The 15,968-nt window shown below is 67.3% G+C and carries 15 protein-coding genes; 8 read left to right on the top strand and 7 right to left on the bottom strand.

Annotated features, from left to right (window positions below; translation table 11 throughout):
• Positions 1–336: 336 nt before the first annotated feature.
• Complete coding sequence (locus tag VX037_RS22930; protein ID WP_235723277.1) at positions 337–651, bottom strand: hypothetical protein; 315 nt, start codon at positions 649–651, stop codon at positions 337–339.
• Positions 652–1,457: 806 nt separating this feature from the next.
• Here VX037_RS22930 and VX037_RS22925 point away from each other — a divergent pair.
• Positions 1,458–2,117, top strand: coding sequence for a hypothetical protein (locus VX037_RS22925; protein ID WP_235723278.1), 660 nt, complete (start codon positions 1,458–1,460; stop codon positions 2,115–2,117).
• Between the two features lie 739 nt (positions 2,118–2,856).
• Here VX037_RS22925 and VX037_RS22920 read toward each other — a convergent pair.
• Together VX037_RS22920 and VX037_RS22915 are read right to left on the bottom strand one after the other, a co-directional pair.
• Entirely contained in the window at positions 2,857–3,207 is a 351-nt protein-coding gene (locus tag VX037_RS22920; RefSeq protein WP_235723279.1) for a metallopeptidase family protein, read from the bottom strand.
• 4 nt (positions 3,208–3,211) lie between these two features.
• Positions 3,212–4,438, bottom strand: coding sequence for a septum formation family protein (locus VX037_RS22915; protein WP_235723280.1), 1,227 nt, complete (start codon positions 4,436–4,438; stop codon positions 3,212–3,214).
• Positions 4,439–4,562: 124 nt separating this feature from the next.
• Between VX037_RS22915 and VX037_RS22910 the strand changes: the two genes are divergently transcribed.
• The 3 genes from VX037_RS22910 (at position 4,563) to VX037_RS22900 (ending at position 7,192) form a co-directional block, all read left to right on the top strand.
• On the top strand, positions 4,563–4,898 hold the full coding sequence (locus VX037_RS22910; protein ID WP_328716034.1) for an ankyrin repeat domain-containing protein: 336 nt from the start codon (positions 4,563–4,565) through the stop codon (positions 4,896–4,898).
• Positions 4,899–4,965: 67 nt separating this feature from the next.
• Positions 4,966–6,222, top strand: a complete 1,257-nt coding sequence (gene serS / locus VX037_RS22905; RefSeq protein WP_235723281.1) for a serine--tRNA ligase — start codon at positions 4,966–4,968, stop codon at positions 6,220–6,222.
• A 28-nt stretch (positions 6,223–6,250) separates the two neighbouring features.
• Positions 6,251–7,192 (top strand): EamA/RhaT family transporter, encoded by a 942-nt coding sequence (locus VX037_RS22900; protein WP_235723282.1) that lies wholly within the window; start codon positions 6,251–6,253, stop codon positions 7,190–7,192.
• A 9-nt stretch (positions 7,193–7,201) separates the two neighbouring features.
• Here VX037_RS22900 and VX037_RS22895 read toward each other — a convergent pair whose 3' ends face one another.
• Both VX037_RS22895 and VX037_RS22890 read right to left on the bottom strand, forming a co-directional pair.
• The gene (locus VX037_RS22895) at positions 7,202–7,714 is read right to left on the bottom strand and encodes a hypothetical protein (RefSeq protein WP_235723283.1); all 513 of its coding nucleotides are present in this window, start codon (positions 7,712–7,714) and stop codon (positions 7,202–7,204) included.
• Positions 7,715–7,825: 111 nt separating this feature from the next.
• The gene (locus VX037_RS22890) at positions 7,826–9,883 is read right to left on the bottom strand and encodes an MFS transporter (RefSeq protein ID WP_328716030.1); all 2,058 of its coding nucleotides are present in this window, start codon (positions 9,881–9,883) and stop codon (positions 7,826–7,828) included.
• Positions 9,884–10,048: 165 nt separating this feature from the next.
• On the opposite strand from VX037_RS22890, the gene VX037_RS22885 reads away from it, so the two are divergent.
• A complete protein-coding gene (locus VX037_RS22885; RefSeq protein ID WP_328716029.1) occupies positions 10,049–10,900 on the top strand; it encodes a hypothetical protein in 852 nt (283 codons plus the stop codon).
• A 236-nt stretch (positions 10,901–11,136) separates the two neighbouring features.
• Here VX037_RS22885 and VX037_RS22880 read toward each other — a convergent pair whose 3' ends face one another.
• Positions 11,137–11,709 (bottom strand): TetR/AcrR family transcriptional regulator, encoded by a 573-nt coding sequence (locus tag VX037_RS22880; protein ID WP_266063630.1) that lies wholly within the window; start codon positions 11,707–11,709, stop codon positions 11,137–11,139.
• A 95-nt stretch (positions 11,710–11,804) separates the two neighbouring features.
• Positions 11,805–13,385 (bottom strand): MBL fold metallo-hydrolase, encoded by a 1,581-nt coding sequence (locus VX037_RS22875; protein WP_328716028.1) that lies wholly within the window; start codon positions 13,383–13,385, stop codon positions 11,805–11,807.
• A gap of 94 nt (positions 13,386–13,479) precedes the next feature.
• On the opposite strand from VX037_RS22875, the gene VX037_RS22870 reads away from it, so the two are divergent.
• Genes VX037_RS22870 through VX037_RS22860 form a run of 3 tightly spaced genes read left to right on the top strand, consistent with a single transcriptional unit; the run spans position 13,480 to position 15,903 of the window.
• Entirely contained in the window at positions 13,480–14,250 is a 771-nt protein-coding gene (locus tag VX037_RS22870) for a lysophospholipid acyltransferase family protein (protein WP_235723288.1), read from the top strand.
• Between the two features lie 25 nt (positions 14,251–14,275).
• A complete protein-coding gene (locus tag VX037_RS22865; RefSeq protein WP_235723289.1) occupies positions 14,276–15,049 on the top strand; it encodes a lysophospholipid acyltransferase family protein in 774 nt (257 codons plus the stop codon).
• Entirely contained in the window at positions 15,046–15,903 is an 858-nt protein-coding gene (locus tag VX037_RS22860) for an HAD family hydrolase (RefSeq protein ID WP_328716026.1), read from the top strand. The genes VX037_RS22865 and VX037_RS22860 overlap by 4 nt, the downstream gene beginning before the upstream one ends.
• Positions 15,904–15,968: the final 65 nt, after the last annotated feature.

The following is a 15,968-nucleotide window of genomic DNA, read 5'->3' as shown; positions in this document are numbered from 1 at the left end:
TCCCGGTCGTACTTCTTCCGCTTCTCTGGCATCGTGCTCCTCATTATCGATGCCTCTACGGTTCGGGGGGAACCTCACGGCGTGGCTCGCCCAACCGGAGAAGGTCGACTCAATTCGACACTCCATCCAACTCAGGCGCGCCCGGTCACCAGCACTCCTCAGTACCCGGTAACGAGGAGAACGGCAACAAAGGTCACATAACACTCCGTTCCAGCCACGACCGCCATCACCAACCCAGCTGCGCGGCTGTGTGTTCGACGTCCCACTATCTCGCCGATCGCCAACACCACCACAGCGAGGAACCCGATCAACAGCCACAGCCACCACGTCAATGTGTCAACAGACCTTCCAGTCGACCCGGCCGCCAGAACCTCCCGACCCAACACCGGCCAGGGCGACATCGCCGCCGGCGCTCACACGCAGCCTGATCGCCAGGGCGTCGCGGGCACAGGTGGCCGACATCGTTGCGGCGTGCTCGATCTGCGCCCCGAGCATCGACACAGCGCCGCGCGGTCCGGTAGCGGGTGTGCACCCGAGTTGCCGCGCGGCATCGGTGACGTCGTGGTCGTTGAGGGTGAACGCACCCGCCGCCAACTTCTCCCGCACATCGTTGCCGTCGATCCGCTGCGGGCCAGCAGCTGCAGCTGTCACCGACTCACACATCAAGACACGGCGGGGTCCCCCGTCCCGGAGTCACGCACGTCTGTGCATGTGAGGCGATCTATTCGCGAGTTCGGGGAACCTGGCCACGTATGTGGCCATGACCGGCCAGTAAATCACGCACCGACGGGTTCGCTCGATGTACCGAATACCAACGTGCGGCAGCCAACTTCCTAGTTCGGCGAGCTGCCCGGGATCGGCGTGCGCCCAGTTCGGTGCGGGAGTGACGAAACCTTCAGATGTATAGACCGGGCTGTCGTCTTCCCATGTCAGGTGCGGAGCTATCGGTCGCACAGCCTGTTCATAAGTCACCTGCACCTCACGCTCAGCCACGCCGACGATCCTCGCCCTAGCGGCCGTCAAGCTCACCACTTTGAGATCATCGTCGATTCGCAGCGACGACGCCGGTTGTGGCCGCACTTCGTACACGTCTCCGGGGGTTGCGTACAGGGCAGCGTAGCCTCTCGCTACTGCGAGGCTGTCGGTGATGTACACAACCGAACCGTCGTCATCTACCCCCCGTGGACTAGATCGGTTACCTGCACCGAGTTGATAGAGGTGGTTGCGAGACAAAATCTCGTCTCCTACGTCAAGCCCCGGCGTCCCTCCATGCCAGAACGTGGTCCCGCTCGTCCGGTTCACTGCCCTGTACGGGTCCATCGCCCCCCTGTCGCCCCGACTGACTGTCTCGCGTAGGTGAGCCCCGGGATGAAGGGGCCACGGCTCTCTGACGCACAGACTCCCGTACGATAACGCACTGATAATTTTTGGGAGTGAAGAATAGGGGTGGATGACTGGTGAGTCGGGGTACGTCATCGTTCACAGGTGTTGTCGCGGTCGTTGCTGTCATCGTCGCTGCCGCAGGGTGCAGCGGCAGCACCGATGACGACGTCAACAACAGTGCTGGTGGCGCGCTGCCACCGGAATCGTCGACAACCGCCTCCACGACGGTCTCAACCCCGACGAGCAACGAAGAGATGCCCCTGCTACCTCGAGTGAACTCCGAAGCCGACGAGGATACTGAGATCGGGCTGATCGGCAGTACACACACCATTTCCGGTGACGGCTACACCATCCGTGTTCAGGTCAGCGACCCCGCCACCGTCCGCCGCAGTTCGACCTCGACGGTGAGCGTGCTGGTCCCGGTCTCGATCGACGTCGTCGACGGCGCGTACGACCTGAATCCGTCACATTGGGTGCTGCGCACACTCAGCGGCCAGGAAATCGACGGCATCACCAACTCATCGGCGCCGACCGCAATCGGCAAAGCCACCGTCACCGGCCACATCGAAGGCGTCATACCATTCGTCGACTACAGCACCCGCGGCGCCCTGACCAACGATGAGGTATCGCTGTCGCTGGTGCAGCTGGTCCCCGCAGGCACAGCGGGCGTACCTGTCGGCCAATGGAACTGGCCCGAGCCGGTACCTATCACGGAACTGCCCGCCGCACAGTAGCGAAGGCCTGTCCACCCGCGCAGCTACCGACGGGTGGACAGATGTGACGCGGTCACCTGCTCCCTGAGCGCGCTGTAGCCAGATCATGGCCAGCGAGGAATACTCCGTCCCACTCGGCACCGATCACACCGCCGCGGGGACCGAGCACGTCGCGATGGCCCGGGTCACCCTCAGCGCCCCGCAGATCACCGCCCCCGGCTACACCTTCCTGGCCGCCCTGACCCGCGAGGAGGCCGGCATGGTGGTGCGCACCGCACCCGGCCAGAGCCTCGACGGGTGGACTCGCCCCGATGAACACTGGTGTGACTATTGCCGAAAGTCCCGCGCGCGCAGCACCTCCTACGTTGTGCGTAACGAGGAGACCGGCGAGATCGTGCAGATCGGCAAGTCGTGTCTGGTGCCGTTCCTCGGTGTCTCGCCGGCCGGTTTGTGGGCGCTGCAGTACGACCCCGAGGACCTTGTCCCGGCCGAACCCTCGGGCGGGCCCGGCAGCGCACAGCTGTTCGGGGTGCGTGAGCTGCTGGCCCTGGCCTGGGTGATCACCGACGAGGGGCGCCGCTATCTCAGCCGGGCCGTCGCTGCCGACCGCGACGAGCTGCCCACCTCAGCGCACGAACTCCTCGACGTCGCAGGTGAACCGGTCGACAGCGCCGGCGCGGGCCAGGCGACGGTTGGCCTTCCCGATCCGGGCGCTAGCCGAGCGGCGTATCGGGACCCCTGCCCCCGCCCGCCGACGACCTCAGCCCCACCCGTTCGCGTGCAGCCAGTCGTCACTGATGCCGAAGTGGTGGGCGATCTCGTGGATCACCGTCACCGCGACCTCGTGCACGACCTGCTCGCGGGTGCGGCACATCGCCAGAATGGGGTCGCGGTAGATGGTGATGGTGTCGGGCAGGAAGCCGCCGTACTCGTGGTCGCGCATCGTCAGCGCCACCCCGTGATAGAGGCCGAGGATCGACGGTTCTTCCTCGTTGTGCGGCTCCACCAGGATCACCACGTTCGACATATTGTCGGTCAGCTCGGAGGGGATGGTGTCCAGCGCGTCGGACACCAGCCCGTCGAACTCGTCGTCGGACATGCGTACGGTCATCGGGTCACCCGGCCGGGGCCGGCACTTCGTCCGGATTCGGTGCGATACCCGGCGGCAGCGGAACCGGGGTGGGCAGCGCCCGACCCGGTGGCGCCTGCGGTGGTGGCACCGGCAGTTTGCCGTTGATGAGCAGGGTCGAGCGGGCATCGCCGACCAGGGTGGCGAAACCGCCCCGGTCGGGCAGTCCGAGGTAGCACACCGCGGTGCGGCTGCCGGCCAGCCAACTGGGCTCCGACAACACCGACCACTGCACGTTCAACGTCGTCGCGTCGAGTTTCTGCTTACCGCCCAGGAAGCGGGTGGCCTGTACCGGGCAGATCGACTGCAGATAATCGTTCTGGGCCTCGACCCCCGGCCACGGCTTGCCCGACAACGGGTTGCCGAACCGCTGCGACAGCACGACGGTTCCGGTGGTCTGGAAGGCGTGGGCCTCGGTGCAGTTCACCGCGACGCCGGTGGGTTTGCGGTTGGCCGGATCGATACCGATGCACGTACCGGGTGGCCACTGGAAGGATTGGTCCTGCTCGGCGACGCGGCCGACGAATTGGTCGGCCATCCCGTCCGCACCGGTCTGCTGCAGCCCGCAGCGCAACTCGCGCGCACCCTTGTCCCACTGCACCTGCGACGGATACATCATGCCGACCGAGAACCGGCCCTGGGGATCGAGCCGCCCGTCCAGGTAGGCGTCGACGATGACCGGACACTGTTCGTCACGGATCGCGGCGAAGCGACCGGCACCCGGCCACGAGGCGCTTTCGCCGAACTCCGACCCGGGCAACAATCCGGTGTCGAGCGGACCGGCGACCTCGAAGCGGTGCTGCTGATCGCAGGCGACCTTGCTGGGATCGCCCGGGTTGTCTGCGGGCCAGTCGAGGCAGTCGCCGGGCACCGACTGGGTGAACGCGTTCTGGGCGAGCCGCTCGCCTTCGCCGATGTCGGTGCCGCCGACGCTGCCGCTCTCGTTGAACACACCCATGGCCAGGGCGATGGCGCCGGCCACGATGGCGCCGATGATCACCGCCGACAGCACCACCCGCACCGGATGGCGCAGTAGGGATCGTCGCCAGTCGCGGCCCTCGTCGTCGCGGGGGGTGTCCGCCGCGTCGGCCGATGGCGTGTCCTGTGGCGGCGCGTTGTGTGGTGACGTGTCGTGTTCTGACGTCTCGCCGCCGGGCACGTTCACCCAGTCGTCGTCGGCCCCGTCCCGCGGGGTGTCGTCATCGCCGTTCATCAGAACCCATCATGCCTGTTGCGTCTGCCGAGGAGTACCTACACTCGCGACGGTGAGTTCGCAGACCCCCGCGCCCGGCCCAGTACCCGACGATGTGGCCGAGCTCGCCGGACGGTTGTTCGACATGGCCCGCGCCGGCGACGCGCCGACCCTGGCCGCCTATCTCGACGCCGGTGTGCCCGTCGACCTGCGCAACCAGGCCGGCGACTCGCTGCTGATGCTCGCCGCCTATCACGGGTCGTCGGCGACCGTGGGGGTGCTGATCGACCGCGGCGCCGACGTCGACGCCGTCAACGACAGAGGTCAGACGCCGCTGGCCGGCGCGGTGTTCAAGGGTTTCGACGACGTGGTCGCGGCGTTGGTGCGCGCGGGTGCCGACCCATTCGCCGGCACTCCGACCGCCCAGGATGCGGCCCAGATGTTCGGCCGCACCGATTACACGCGGCACTGGCAGTCGTGAATCCGCGCGGGCACGCTGACCAGCGGGTGCGACGCCACGCCACAGCGCCTCCAGTAGGGTTTCACACGTGATCGACCTGAAGATTCTTCGTGAGAACCCCGACCTCGTGCGCGACTCGCAACGGACCCGAGGTGAGGATCCCGGTCTGGTCGACGCGTTGCTGGACGCCGATGCCGCGCGCCGCGCCGCCATCGTCGAGGCCGACGGTCTGCGCTCGGAGCAGAAGGCTCTCGGCAAGCAGGTCGGCAAGGCCCAAGGCGAGGAGAAGGCCGCGCTGCTGGCCAAGGGCAAGGAACTCGCCGAACAGGTGAAGGCGGCCGTGGCGGCCCAGCACGAGGCCGACGAGGCCGCGACCGCCGCGCACCGCGCGATCTCCAACCTCGTCGAGGAGGGCGCCCCGGCCGGCGGTGAGGACGACTATGTGGTTCTCGAACACGTCGGTGAACCGCGCCGGATCGACGACCCGAAGGATCACCTCGAACTCGGCGAGGCGCTGGGCCTCATCGACATGGAACGCGGGGCCAAGGTCTCCGGGTCGCGCTTCTACTTCCTCACCGGACACGGTGCGTTGTTGCAGCTCGGGCTGCTCAACATGGCCGCACAGAAGGCGGTCGCGAACGGGTTCACGCTGATGGTCCCGCCGGTGCTGGTGCGACCGGAGATCATGGGCGGCACCGGTTTCCTCGGTGCCCACGCCGACGAGGTCTATCACCTCGAAGACGACGACCTCTACCTTGTCGGTACCTCGGAAGTGCCGCTGGCCGGCTATCACTCCGACGAGATCATCGACCTCGCCGACGGCCCGAAACGCTACGCCGGCTGGTCGAGCTGCTTTCGGCGGGAAGCCGGCAGCTACGGCAAGGACACCCGCGGCATCATCCGCGTGCACCAGTTCGACAAGGTCGAGGGCTTCATCTACTGCAAACCCGAGGACGCCGCGGCCGAACACCAGAAGCTGCTCGCCTGGGAGCGGGAGATGCTCGCCGCGATCGATGTGCCCTACCGGGTGATCGACGTCGCCGGCGGCGACCTCGGGTCGTCGGCGGCACGCAAATACGACTGTGAGGCCTGGGTGCCGACCCAGGGCACCTACCGCGAGTTGACGTCGACGTCGAACTGCACCACCTTCCAGGCGCGGCGGCTGTCGATCCGGTACCGCGACGAGAACGGCAAACCGCAGACCGCCGCCACGCTCAACGGCACCCTGGCCACCACCCGTTGGCTCGTCGCCATCCTGGAGAACCATCAGCAGCCCGACGGCTCGGTGACGCTGCCGCCGGAACTGGCCCGGTTCGTCGGGACCGACGTCCTCGAGCCCCGCTGATCAAAGGAAGTGTGGTGATCTCGCTGCGATGACCGCCGGAATCATCATCGCGGTGATCGGCTCGTTCGCCTTCGCCGCGGCTGCGGTGCTTCAGGCGCTCGGTGCCGATCAGGTGGCGCAGCGGGCCGCCGTTCGCGAGGAGCGCCGCCAGTCGTCCAAGGCGCACCCGTCGCTGCGGTCGACCGTCGCGACGATGCTGACGGTGCCGTTCCTGGTGGGCTTCGTCTTCGACATCATCGGGTTCGTCGCGACCATCCTGTCGGCGCGGCTGATCCCGTTGTTCTTGTCGCAGACCATCATCTCGGCGCGGCTCGTCGCGACGGCGTTGTTGGCGATGGTGGTGCTGCATGTGCGGCTGGCGATGCGCGACTGGATCGCCGGCACCGTGGTGGTGGCGTCATTGGTGCTGTTGGCGGTGTCCGCGGGAAGTGAAGGCGCGCAGAACGACCGCTGGATGCACTGGGCGGTGTTGGTGGCCGGGCCCGTCCTGTTCGGGTTGGGCCTGATGTGTATGCGTATGTTGCACAAGCACATTGCCGCGGCGACCGGGCTGATGGCGGGTGCGGTGTTCGGCGTGATGGCCATCGCGTCGCGCCTCGTCGACGGCCTCGATGAGTTCGACCTGATGGCGATGTTCACCGACCCCGCGTTGTATGCGTTGCTGTTCAGCGGGATCACCGGGTTCTATCTGTTCACCGTCGCGCTGCAGACGGGGTCGGTCAATGGTGCCGCCGCCGCGCTTGTGGTGGGCCAAACGGTGTTACCCGGTGCCGTCGGCATCATCTTTCTCGGCGACGTCACCCGCGCCGGGTGGGGGCCGGTCGCGATCGTCGCGTTCGTCGCCGCTGTCGCCGGTGGGGTGGCGTTGGCGTCGTCCGGAGCGGTCACCGCTGTGGAATCCGCCGACGCCACCAACATGCCGACCGGCTACGGTCATCCGCCTCGGGAGCAGAGACAGATGACCGGCTGAATCAGTCGATCAGCCGCCCGACGTCTCGATCTCGCCGTCGAAGGCGAACGGGGTGTCGGTCGGTGCGCATCCGGTGAAGCTGCTGGTCAGCATCGGGCCGTTGACGCCGACCATGTCGCTACGTCCGTCGGTCCCCTCGCGCACAGTGATCTGCACGGCGGCAGCATCCTTGAACTGCGCCGGCAGGCCGATGGGTTTGATGTCGCTGATCGGGTAGACCAGGGAGGCCGTATCGCCCTTGACGTAGATGCAGGTGATCGGACCGGTGACCTGGATGGGCGTCGGGTCGGTGCCGGCCAGCACGGTCGCCGTATAGGTGCCGCCGGTGGCTCCTGCCCCGGTACGTGCGCCCTCGGCGTCGATGCGCAACAGATGCAGGTCTGGTGTCAGCGCCAGGTCACCTTGGATGCTCAGGGCAGCGGGTTCGGCCGCGGTCGCCGACGCGGCCGCGACGGTGGTCGCACCCACCGCCAGCCCGGACGCGGCGAGCGCGGATGCTGCGAGGCGAGCAGTTCGGTTCATGAGTTGCCTCCTTCTCGAGTCCCCCGACCCTCAGTGGAGTCCCGACCCTGCGAGGAGTTCCCCCGATCCCGCTCTCTCAACCGTAGGCGATCACACTCCGCCGTGACGAGCCTATTCGCCGACCCCGACAGCCGCGCTCCGGCCGTTCACCTGCGGCGATGCGCCGGATTCGACGGTTTTGTCGGTCTCGGTGTCGGCGGGTGACGGCACAAACAGCACCGGTATCGCGGTGTGCGCAGCAACGGTCGCCGAGACGCTGCCCTGCAACGCGGCCAACAGCCCACCGCGCGGATGCGGCCCGAGCACGATGAGCCGGGCCTTCTCGGCCTGCGCGGCGAATACGATGCCCTGCCAGGTCGGGGCGGCCTCGACCGCCACGCTACGGGCGCGGAAACCGGCCTGCTCGGCCAGGAGGGCACCGGCGGCGGCCACCCGTTCGGCCATCCGCGCGACCTCGTGTGCGTTGTTCGGGTCGAATCGCTCGCCAGACGGGGGCGTGAACCCGACATCGGCCGGCTGCCACACACAGACGACGACAGCATCTCGGCCGGGGCCGACGAGCCCGGGGGCGGCGACGATGGCCGATCGCGCGAGGTCGCTGCCGTCGTAGGCGAAGCAGATCGGACCCGGTGTCGCGCGATCGAGGTCGGACTCGGCGATAGGCGCCGGCGCCGGCAATCCCCGATCCACCGGCTCGGAACGGGTGGGGGCCGGTGCCGCGATGCCGCGCAGCCGGGCGAGCAGCGGCGGGGAGTGCCAGGCCGCGGCGTCACCCTCCAGGAAGCGATCGAGGTCGGGCTTCTGTGGGCGAGCGCCGCTGAGCGCATAGACCGCGATACCGAACACCGCGCCGGCGATGGCCAGGCCGAATCCGATCCACAACGCGTGGCGGGTGCCGTCGAGCCGGTCGGCGGACGCGGCAACCACGATGTTGGCGAGAATCGGCGCCACCAGGAACGCCGCCACCGCACGCAGCAGCTCGATGATCGCGAACACCCGTTGCAGGCTGTTGGACTGCAGCGAGAACCCGGTGACGAACAGTGCGGGCGCCACCGTCGCACCCAGCGCCAGGCCGGTCAGTGCCGCGCCGAGCAGCACCAGTGGCTGATTGGCCGGCAAGGCGAGCTGGAACACCACGATCCCGGCCGCCAGCAGCACCATGCCGACCAGCGGCAGGTAGTGCATCGCGCGACGCGAGATCACAACGCCGAAGACGACCGCCATCACGATGGCGCCACCCAGCTCGGGCAGATACAGCAGCCCCACCCGGAAGGCACTGAGCTCATCCATCAACGCGGCGGCGGTGAGCGAGGTGGCCGCGATCGAGGCCGCCGCGGCGAACAGGGCCAGCACCACCCCCGCGACCGGAATCGAACTGGTGAGCACCGCCCGCACCGTCAACAGGGGTCGGCGTGCCCGGAACTGATAGGTGATCAGCGCGACGATCAAAGCCAGGCCGACGAACATCGGCAACGCCACCTCGACGTCGAACAGGCCATGGGTGGTCAGTCGCGCGGCGCCGGCGAAGGCCAGTACGCAGCCCGCGGCGGCCAGCCCGATCGCCCGCAGATCACGTGGCGCGGTCGGGTCCGCCGGCGGTGCGTCCTCGAAGGTGAGGACCGCCATGGCGAGCGCCAGCACGGCGATGCCGGCGATGATCCAGAACAGAGGGCGCCACTGCCCGGCCGCCGACTGCACGCCGCCGATGAACGGCCCGATGGCCACCGCACCGAACACGCACATGTTCATGATCATGGCGGTCTGGGGCAGACGCTTCTTGGGGAAACCGATGGTCAACGACGGCGCGGCGGCGATCAGCAGCATGCTGGTGGCGAGGCCGAGGAAGATCAGCCCGAAGGTGAACATGACGCCGTTTACCGCACCGGCCGTGACGACCGCACCCACCACGAGCACCACCGCGTACGCCAACAGCATCCGACGCTGCGGGAGGTGTTGGGCCAGTTGCACCGCCAGCACCGTGCCGGCTGCGTAGGCCGCGTTGGCGAGGCCGGATGCGAGGCTCATCATCTGCGGTGTCATACCAAGCTGGGAGATGATCGTCGGTACCAGCGGTTCGATGGCCGCGGACAGCGCGAGATACGGGATGAGCGCGAAGGTGACCATGACGGCGACGGCCGGATAGCGTCCGGCAAAGGGGCCCTGACGCATCAGCATTCCTCAGCGGTGGCGCAGGCAGGGGCACGACGGGCGGCTACTGATCCGCGGGCGAGAGTCACGTGTAGCGGTAACGGGCTCGCGGCCGGGTCTTGTTCCCGCAGCGCCGATGTGTGTCAGGTGTCTCATCTCCGCCTTCACGTCCGTGATACTGATCGGATGGTCGTCGGAATCGTCGCCGCCGTGGTCGCGGCATTGGCCTACGGAACGGGATCAGTCCTGCAGGCCTACGGCGCACGAAGCGCGGTCGAACCGGGTGACGCAAACACACACGCACCGACCCTGCGGTCGACGATCACCGCGATGTTGACGGTCGCCTTCCTCACCGGAATAGCCCTCGATGGTGTCGGATTTGTCGGGAATCTGGTTGCCGCTCGGGATCTTCCGCTGTTCCTCGCGCAGCCGATCGTGAGTGCGAACCTGGTGGTGACCGCGGTTCTCGCGGCGATCTTCCTGCATGTGCAGCTACGAATCCGAGATCGGGTCGCGATCGGCGTCGTCGTGGTGGCGCTGGTGGTGCTCGCCGTCGCGTCCGCCGACGAGGGACACGGGCACGACGGTGCGTGGCTGCATTGGTCGGTGCTCGGTGGCGGAGCCGTGTTGTTTGTCGGCGGGCTTGCCTTGGTGCAGTGGGCCGGGCCGCGCGTCGCGACGGTCGCCGGGCTGTTGGCCGGAGTCCTGTTCGGGGTGATGGCCGTCGCGGTCCGCATCGTGCACGGTATCGATCCGTTCGACCTCGCAACGTTGCTCTCCGACCCCGCGGCCTATGCGGTGATCGGGTGCGGCGTCGCCGGCTTCTATTTGTTCACGGTGGCGCTGCAGACGGGATCGGTCAACGGAGCTGCGGCGGCTCTCGTCGTTGGCGAGACGGTGGTGCCGGGCGCGGTGGGACTGGCCCTGCTCGGCGACGCGACCCGAGCGGGTTGGGAGCCGGTCGCGATCGTTGCGTTCGTCGCGGCGGTGGTGGGTGCCGTCGTCGTGGCGTCATCGCCCGCAGTGCCGCAGGGCTGAGGTGTTGCGGGCCGGCGTTGCGGGCTCAGGTATCTGCGGGCGGGGTGCGCCTCGGTCACTCCCGCTGCCACCGGAGCGGCGCCGCTGCTGGCTCGCTCCGGTGACCCCCGACAAGGAATGTGAGAACGTGCTGTCCCACAATGCCGGGAAAGATAGCATGCCGCCGTGACGTTCGGCAACGAACGTGCAGGTATGGGTCGGATGGGCCCCGAGCGTCAGGCAAGGGTGCCGGTGGCTCAGGCGGGCTCAGCGGTGGACCGGTGGGTGGCCAGTGCGACGATGACGGCGAGCAGCATGTCGATCACCTCGTCCCGATCGGGCCGTTCGGTGCTGCTCGCCCACAAGTGGCCGGCCTCGGTCAGTGCGCCGATGAACGCTGCCGCCTCGTAGTCGAAGCCGAACGGTGAGTCGCGCAGACCGCCGATCTCCGCAGCCGCGGCACCGAAGAACGTCGTCCACTCTGCGCGGGACCGCACGCGGTGAGCTTCGACGCGTGCGCTCACACCACCGATCTCGACGAATGCGATACGCATCCGCCGGGGGTCGGTGGCAACCGAGTCGAAGAAGGCGGCGATGGCCGGGCGCACCCGGTCCTGCAGGCTTGCCGCCGGATCGGCGCGGGCGAATGCGGCGAGGACCGCGGTGCGGGCTTGTGCGTGGATCATGTCGTACACCGCGATCAGCAGATCCTCACGGCTGTCGAACAACTCGTAGAACTGCCGCCGGGACAGGCCGGCGGCAGTGCAGATCGTGGAGACCGTGCCACGTGCGTAGCCCTGGGTGCCGTACACCTCAAGGGCGGCCGCCATGAATCTGTCCTGGCGGTCGGCGCGGCGCTCGGTGACCGGGCGCCCTCGGTATGACCGTTGTGCCACAGTGCGTTCCGCAGCCTAGATGCGGGTCATCAGGAGTCCAGGCGCTGGGCGCGCAGTTCGTGGCCCTTGGAGGTGAGGCAGCGCCCGGACGCCAGATCCCATTGCCAGCCATGCAGATTGCACGTCAGCTTCTCACCCTCGATGACGCCGAACTTGGACAGATCTGCCTTCAGATGCGGGCACCGACGCTGCATCTCCCAGCCGTCCTTCACGATCGAGGCAGAGTCGTCGTGGGCCTCGGCGAACCAACCGTCGGCGTAGGCGATTCGCTCGTCGGTCAGGCACTTGAAGAAGGTGTACAGGTACTCGTTGTAGCCGCCGATGCGCCACGTGGTGAACCGGGTGGAGAGGAAGATGGTGTTGACCCAGTCCGGTTCGTCGTCGCGCAGCACGGTCCGCACGAGCTCCGGTGCGATCCGGAAGCCGTAGCGGTACTTGCCTTCTCCCTCTTTCGGTTCGCGCACGATGCGGTTGGGGAAGTCCACCACGACGACCTCGTCACCCATCACGAGACCCACTGGATACCCGATGCCGTCGCAGATCAGGTCCGACTGCGCCATGATCGGTTCGAAGAGTTCCTTGAGTGCCGGCAGCAACGGATCACCGTCGGCCGGTGCCCAGGTGGCCTTCTCGGCCGCGATCACCGGAGCGAACTTCTCCTTCATCTTCTCCAGGTACGAACGCTTGTTCTCGCCGAAGACCTCACCCGGCGGATACGGGTGGGAGACCTCGGTCAGCGACGACCCGGCGAACTCGGCGACCGAACCCGACACCAGCATCAGGCCGCGGTGCTTCTCGCCGTCGTCGGTGCCGTGGATGCGCATCTGTTCGAGGAAGGTTTCCTGGTCAGGGAAGATCGACGTCTCATCGGCGCCGTCGACCCCGGACCCGAAATCGTTGAGCCCGAACAGGTCCTCGTCGAGGAACATCGGCGGCCCGGCCGACGGGACAACCCAGCTCGCGCCGACCTGCTCGATGTAGGAGCGCGCCCGGTCCATGCCGCGCTGCCGCTTCTGCGCAGCGAAGTTCGCCTTGGACTTGCGCGGGATGTCGTAGACCATCGGATACCAGATCGCACCCGAGTACTGCAGCAGGTGCACATCGACGTGGCCGAACGCCTCGGAGATGACATCGAGGTCGATCGGCCGGGCGTCGTTCATGTTGAAGCAGGTGGTCTCGCCGTCGGAGACGATCAGACCGCTGTCGCCGATGGGCCCGTCGGCAGGTGCGCGCAGCGCGATGATCATCACATCCAGCGACCCCTTGGGGCCGCTGACCGTCGTCTTCACCGAGTCCTCGGTCTCCACGAACCTGTGGAAGCCGAGCTTCTCGAGCTCCCGCTTGAGATCGGGCACCGGGTAGTCGGGCAGCAGTACGGTCGCGTCCTTGTTGACGTTCTCGCGCAGGTTGCGCTCGTCGAAATGATCGCGATGCAGATGCGAGACGTACAGGTAGTCACAGTCGCCGAGTGAACGCCAGTCGAGCTCGGAGTTGTCGGGGAACGGCACCCACGACGCGAAGTAGGCAGGGTTGACCCACGGATCGCAGAGGATCGAACCGGCCGCGGTCTGGATGTGGAAACCGGCATGTCCCACGCTGGTGATCTGCAACTTCTCGCCTCCTCGCACTCGAGCCGCTGGGTAGGGGCCCGAGATCGAAATCGGCTCCCAGGGTAGCGCCTCGCCCATGGCCTAAGCTCGACGCATGGAACCGGTCTACGACGCTGTGATCACCACCGCACGCCTGTTGTGGCTGGCCGAGGGCCTGAAGTTCAAGGTGTCGGGGGTGGAGAACGTTCCCGTCGACGGCCCGGGTGTGGTCGCGATCAACCACACCGGGTACATGGACTTCACCTATGCCGGCATCCCCGCCTTTCTGCAAGGCCGCCGCAAAGTGCGGTTCATGGCGAAGAAGGAGGTGTTCGACAGCAAGGTCTCCGGTCCGATCATGCGTGCGCTCAAACACATCCCGGTCGATCGAGGCAGCGGCGCACAGAGCTATCGCGACGCCGTGGACTATCTCAAACGTGGCGAACTCGTGGGTGTCTACCCGGAGGCGACGATCAGCCGCAGCTTCGAGCTCAAGGACTTCAAGTCCGGTGCCGCGCGCATGGCACTGGAATCGGGTGCGCCCATCATCCCCACGGTGATCTGGGGTGCGCAGCGGGTGTGGACCAAGGGCCACCCCAAGAACCTCGGGCGCAGCAACGTCAAGATCATGATCGGGGTCGCCGAACCCATCGAACCGGCGGGCACCGCCGAGGAGATCACCGCGCGGCTGCACGAGGTGATGGGCAAGAAGCTGCTCGAACTGCAGGACGCCTACGGTGAGCATCCCGCCGGCGAATACTGGGTGCCCGCGCGCCTGGGCGGGTCGGCGCCCACTCTCGAGGAGGCCAACCGGATGGATGCCGAGGAACAAGCGGCCAAAGCGGCCCGCCGCGCCGAGCGAGAGGCGGGCGGCGAGGCCTCCTGATCGCCCCCGACTACCCTGGCTCAACATGGAACCGGTCTACCGGACGCTCGAGGTCATCGCGAATGGCTTGGTGCGAGCGCAGGGGCTGGACCTGCGGTTCTCGGGTCTGCAGAACATCCCGCGCGCCGGTGGGGCAGTGCTGGCCGTCAACCACACCAGCTATGTCGACTTCCTGCCGCTGGCGCTCGGGCTGTACCGGGTCGGCCGGCGCACCCGGTTCATGATCAAGTCCGAGGTGATGGATGTGGCGATCATGCGTTTCCTGGTCAACCACACCAAGACGGTGCCGGTGGACCGGTCGGTCGGTGCCGACGCCTATCGTGCCGCCGTCGACGAACTCTCAGACGGCGAGATGGTCGCCGTCTACCCGGAGTCGACCATCAGTCGCAGTTTCGAACTCAAGGAGTTCAAGACCGGCGCGGTACGCATGGCCGGGGAGGCGGGTGTGCCGATCGTCCCGGCGATCGTCTGGGGTGCCCAGCGCCAATGGACCAAAACCGAGACGGGCACCCGACAGATGGGCCGCAGTCGACTGCCGGTTGCGGTCAGCTACGGCGAGCCGGTGCGGGTCGACGCCGGCGAGGACTCGCATGCGGCCACTGCCCGGCTGCGAGAGGAGATGACGACATTGTTGCACCAGGTGCAGGACGCCTACGGGCCGCATCCGCAAGGCGAGTTCTGGGTGCCCGCCCGACTCGGCGGCTCGGCACCGACACCGGAACAGGCCCGGGTGATCGAAGACGCCGAGGCGGCGGCGAAGGCCAACGCGCGTGCACAGAAGGCGCGAGGTGAGCGGTGAGCCCGACACCCGCGGATTCGGGGGCCTTCGGTCCGCCCACGCTGATCGCGTCGGATGTGGACGGCACCCTCATCGATGATGAGAATCGCGTGTCGCGTAGGACGATCGAGGTCTTGGCGGCCGCCGCCGAGCGCGGCGTCGACTTCGTGTTGGCCACCGGCCGACCGCCCAGGTGGATCGCCGAGATCACCGATCAACTCGAGGGCACCGCAGCACATGTGCGATACGCGGTGTGCGCCAACGGCGCCATCCTCTATGACGTCGAGCATGACCACGTGATCTCTGCCGCGACAATGGCACCCGACGTCCTGGAGAAGCTCGTGGCGCAGGCTTATCGGCAGGTACCGGGGTGTGGTATCGCCGCCGAACGTGCTGGACGGTCCGCCTACGACGCCGCCACCCCGCCTTTCGTAGCCACCTCGGGATACCGTCACGCCTGGCTCAATCCCGACCATATCGAGGTGGGTGACGACGAGGTGCATGCCGAACCGGCAGTGAAACTGCTTGTTCGCCAACCGGATATGCGTAGCGACGAGATCGCTGCCCGACTCAAGGACACGGTCGACGGGCTGGCACAAATCACCTTTTCGACCGACAACGGGCTGGTCGAGTTGGCGGTGCCCGATACGCACAAGGCGTCCGGGCTGCGGCACATCGTCGAACTGGCGCAGCTGGACTCGTCGGCGACCGTCGCCTTCGGCGACATGCCCAACGACGTCGAGATGCTCAGCTGGGCCGGCCACGGCGTGGCGATGAGCCACGGCCACCCCGCGGCGTTGGCCGCCGCCGACGAGATCACCGTCGGAAACAACGAGGACGGCGTCGCCCGCGTGCTGGAGCGGTGGTTCGGGTAGCTCACTGCGGTGGCGTGGTCTGACTCGCGAGTGAGGTGAACGTTCCGGTTTCCGGCACGTTGAAC

Source organism: Gordonia sp. Z-3, from assembly GCF_036233855.1.
GTDB lineage: Bacteria > Actinomycetota > Actinomycetes > Mycobacteriales > Mycobacteriaceae > Gordonia > Gordonia tangerina.
The sequence above is the reverse complement of the archived record's forward strand: the minus strand, read 5'-3'. Positions and strand labels throughout refer to the sequence as shown.

Excerpts from the sequence above, each read along its gene's own strand:
- VX037_RS22880 (WP_266063630.1), bottom strand. The coding sequence starts at position 11,709 with ATGGCGGCCGCCCTTGAGGTGTACGGCACCCAGGGCTACGCACGTGGC.
- VX037_RS22885 (WP_328716029.1), top strand. The coding sequence starts at position 10,049 with ATGGTCGTCGGAATCGTCGCCGCCGTGGTCGCGGCATTGGCCTACGGA.
- VX037_RS22870 (WP_235723288.1), top strand. The coding sequence starts at position 13,480 with ATGGAACCGGTCTACGACGCTGTGATCACCACCGCACGCCTGTTGTGG.
- VX037_RS22915 (WP_235723280.1), bottom strand. The coding sequence starts at position 4,438 with ATGAACGGCGATGACGACACCCCGCGGGACGGGGCCGACGACGACTGG.
- VX037_RS22890 (WP_328716030.1), bottom strand. The coding sequence starts at position 9,883 with ATGCGTCAGGGCCCCTTTGCCGGACGCTATCCGGCCGTCGCCGTCATG.
- VX037_RS22895 (WP_235723283.1), bottom strand. The coding sequence starts at position 7,714 with ATGAACCGAACTGCTCGCCTCGCAGCATCCGCGCTCGCCGCGTCCGGG.
- VX037_RS22865 (WP_235723289.1), top strand. The coding sequence starts at position 14,276 with ATGGAACCGGTCTACCGGACGCTCGAGGTCATCGCGAATGGCTTGGTG.
- VX037_RS22920 (WP_235723279.1), bottom strand. The coding sequence starts at position 3,207 with ATGACCGTACGCATGTCCGACGACGAGTTCGACGGGCTGGTGTCCGAC.
- VX037_RS22910 (WP_328716034.1), top strand. The coding sequence starts at position 4,563 with ATGGCCCGCGCCGGCGACGCGCCGACCCTGGCCGCCTATCTCGACGCC.
- VX037_RS22900 (WP_235723282.1), top strand. The coding sequence starts at position 6,251 with ATGACCGCCGGAATCATCATCGCGGTGATCGGCTCGTTCGCCTTCGCC.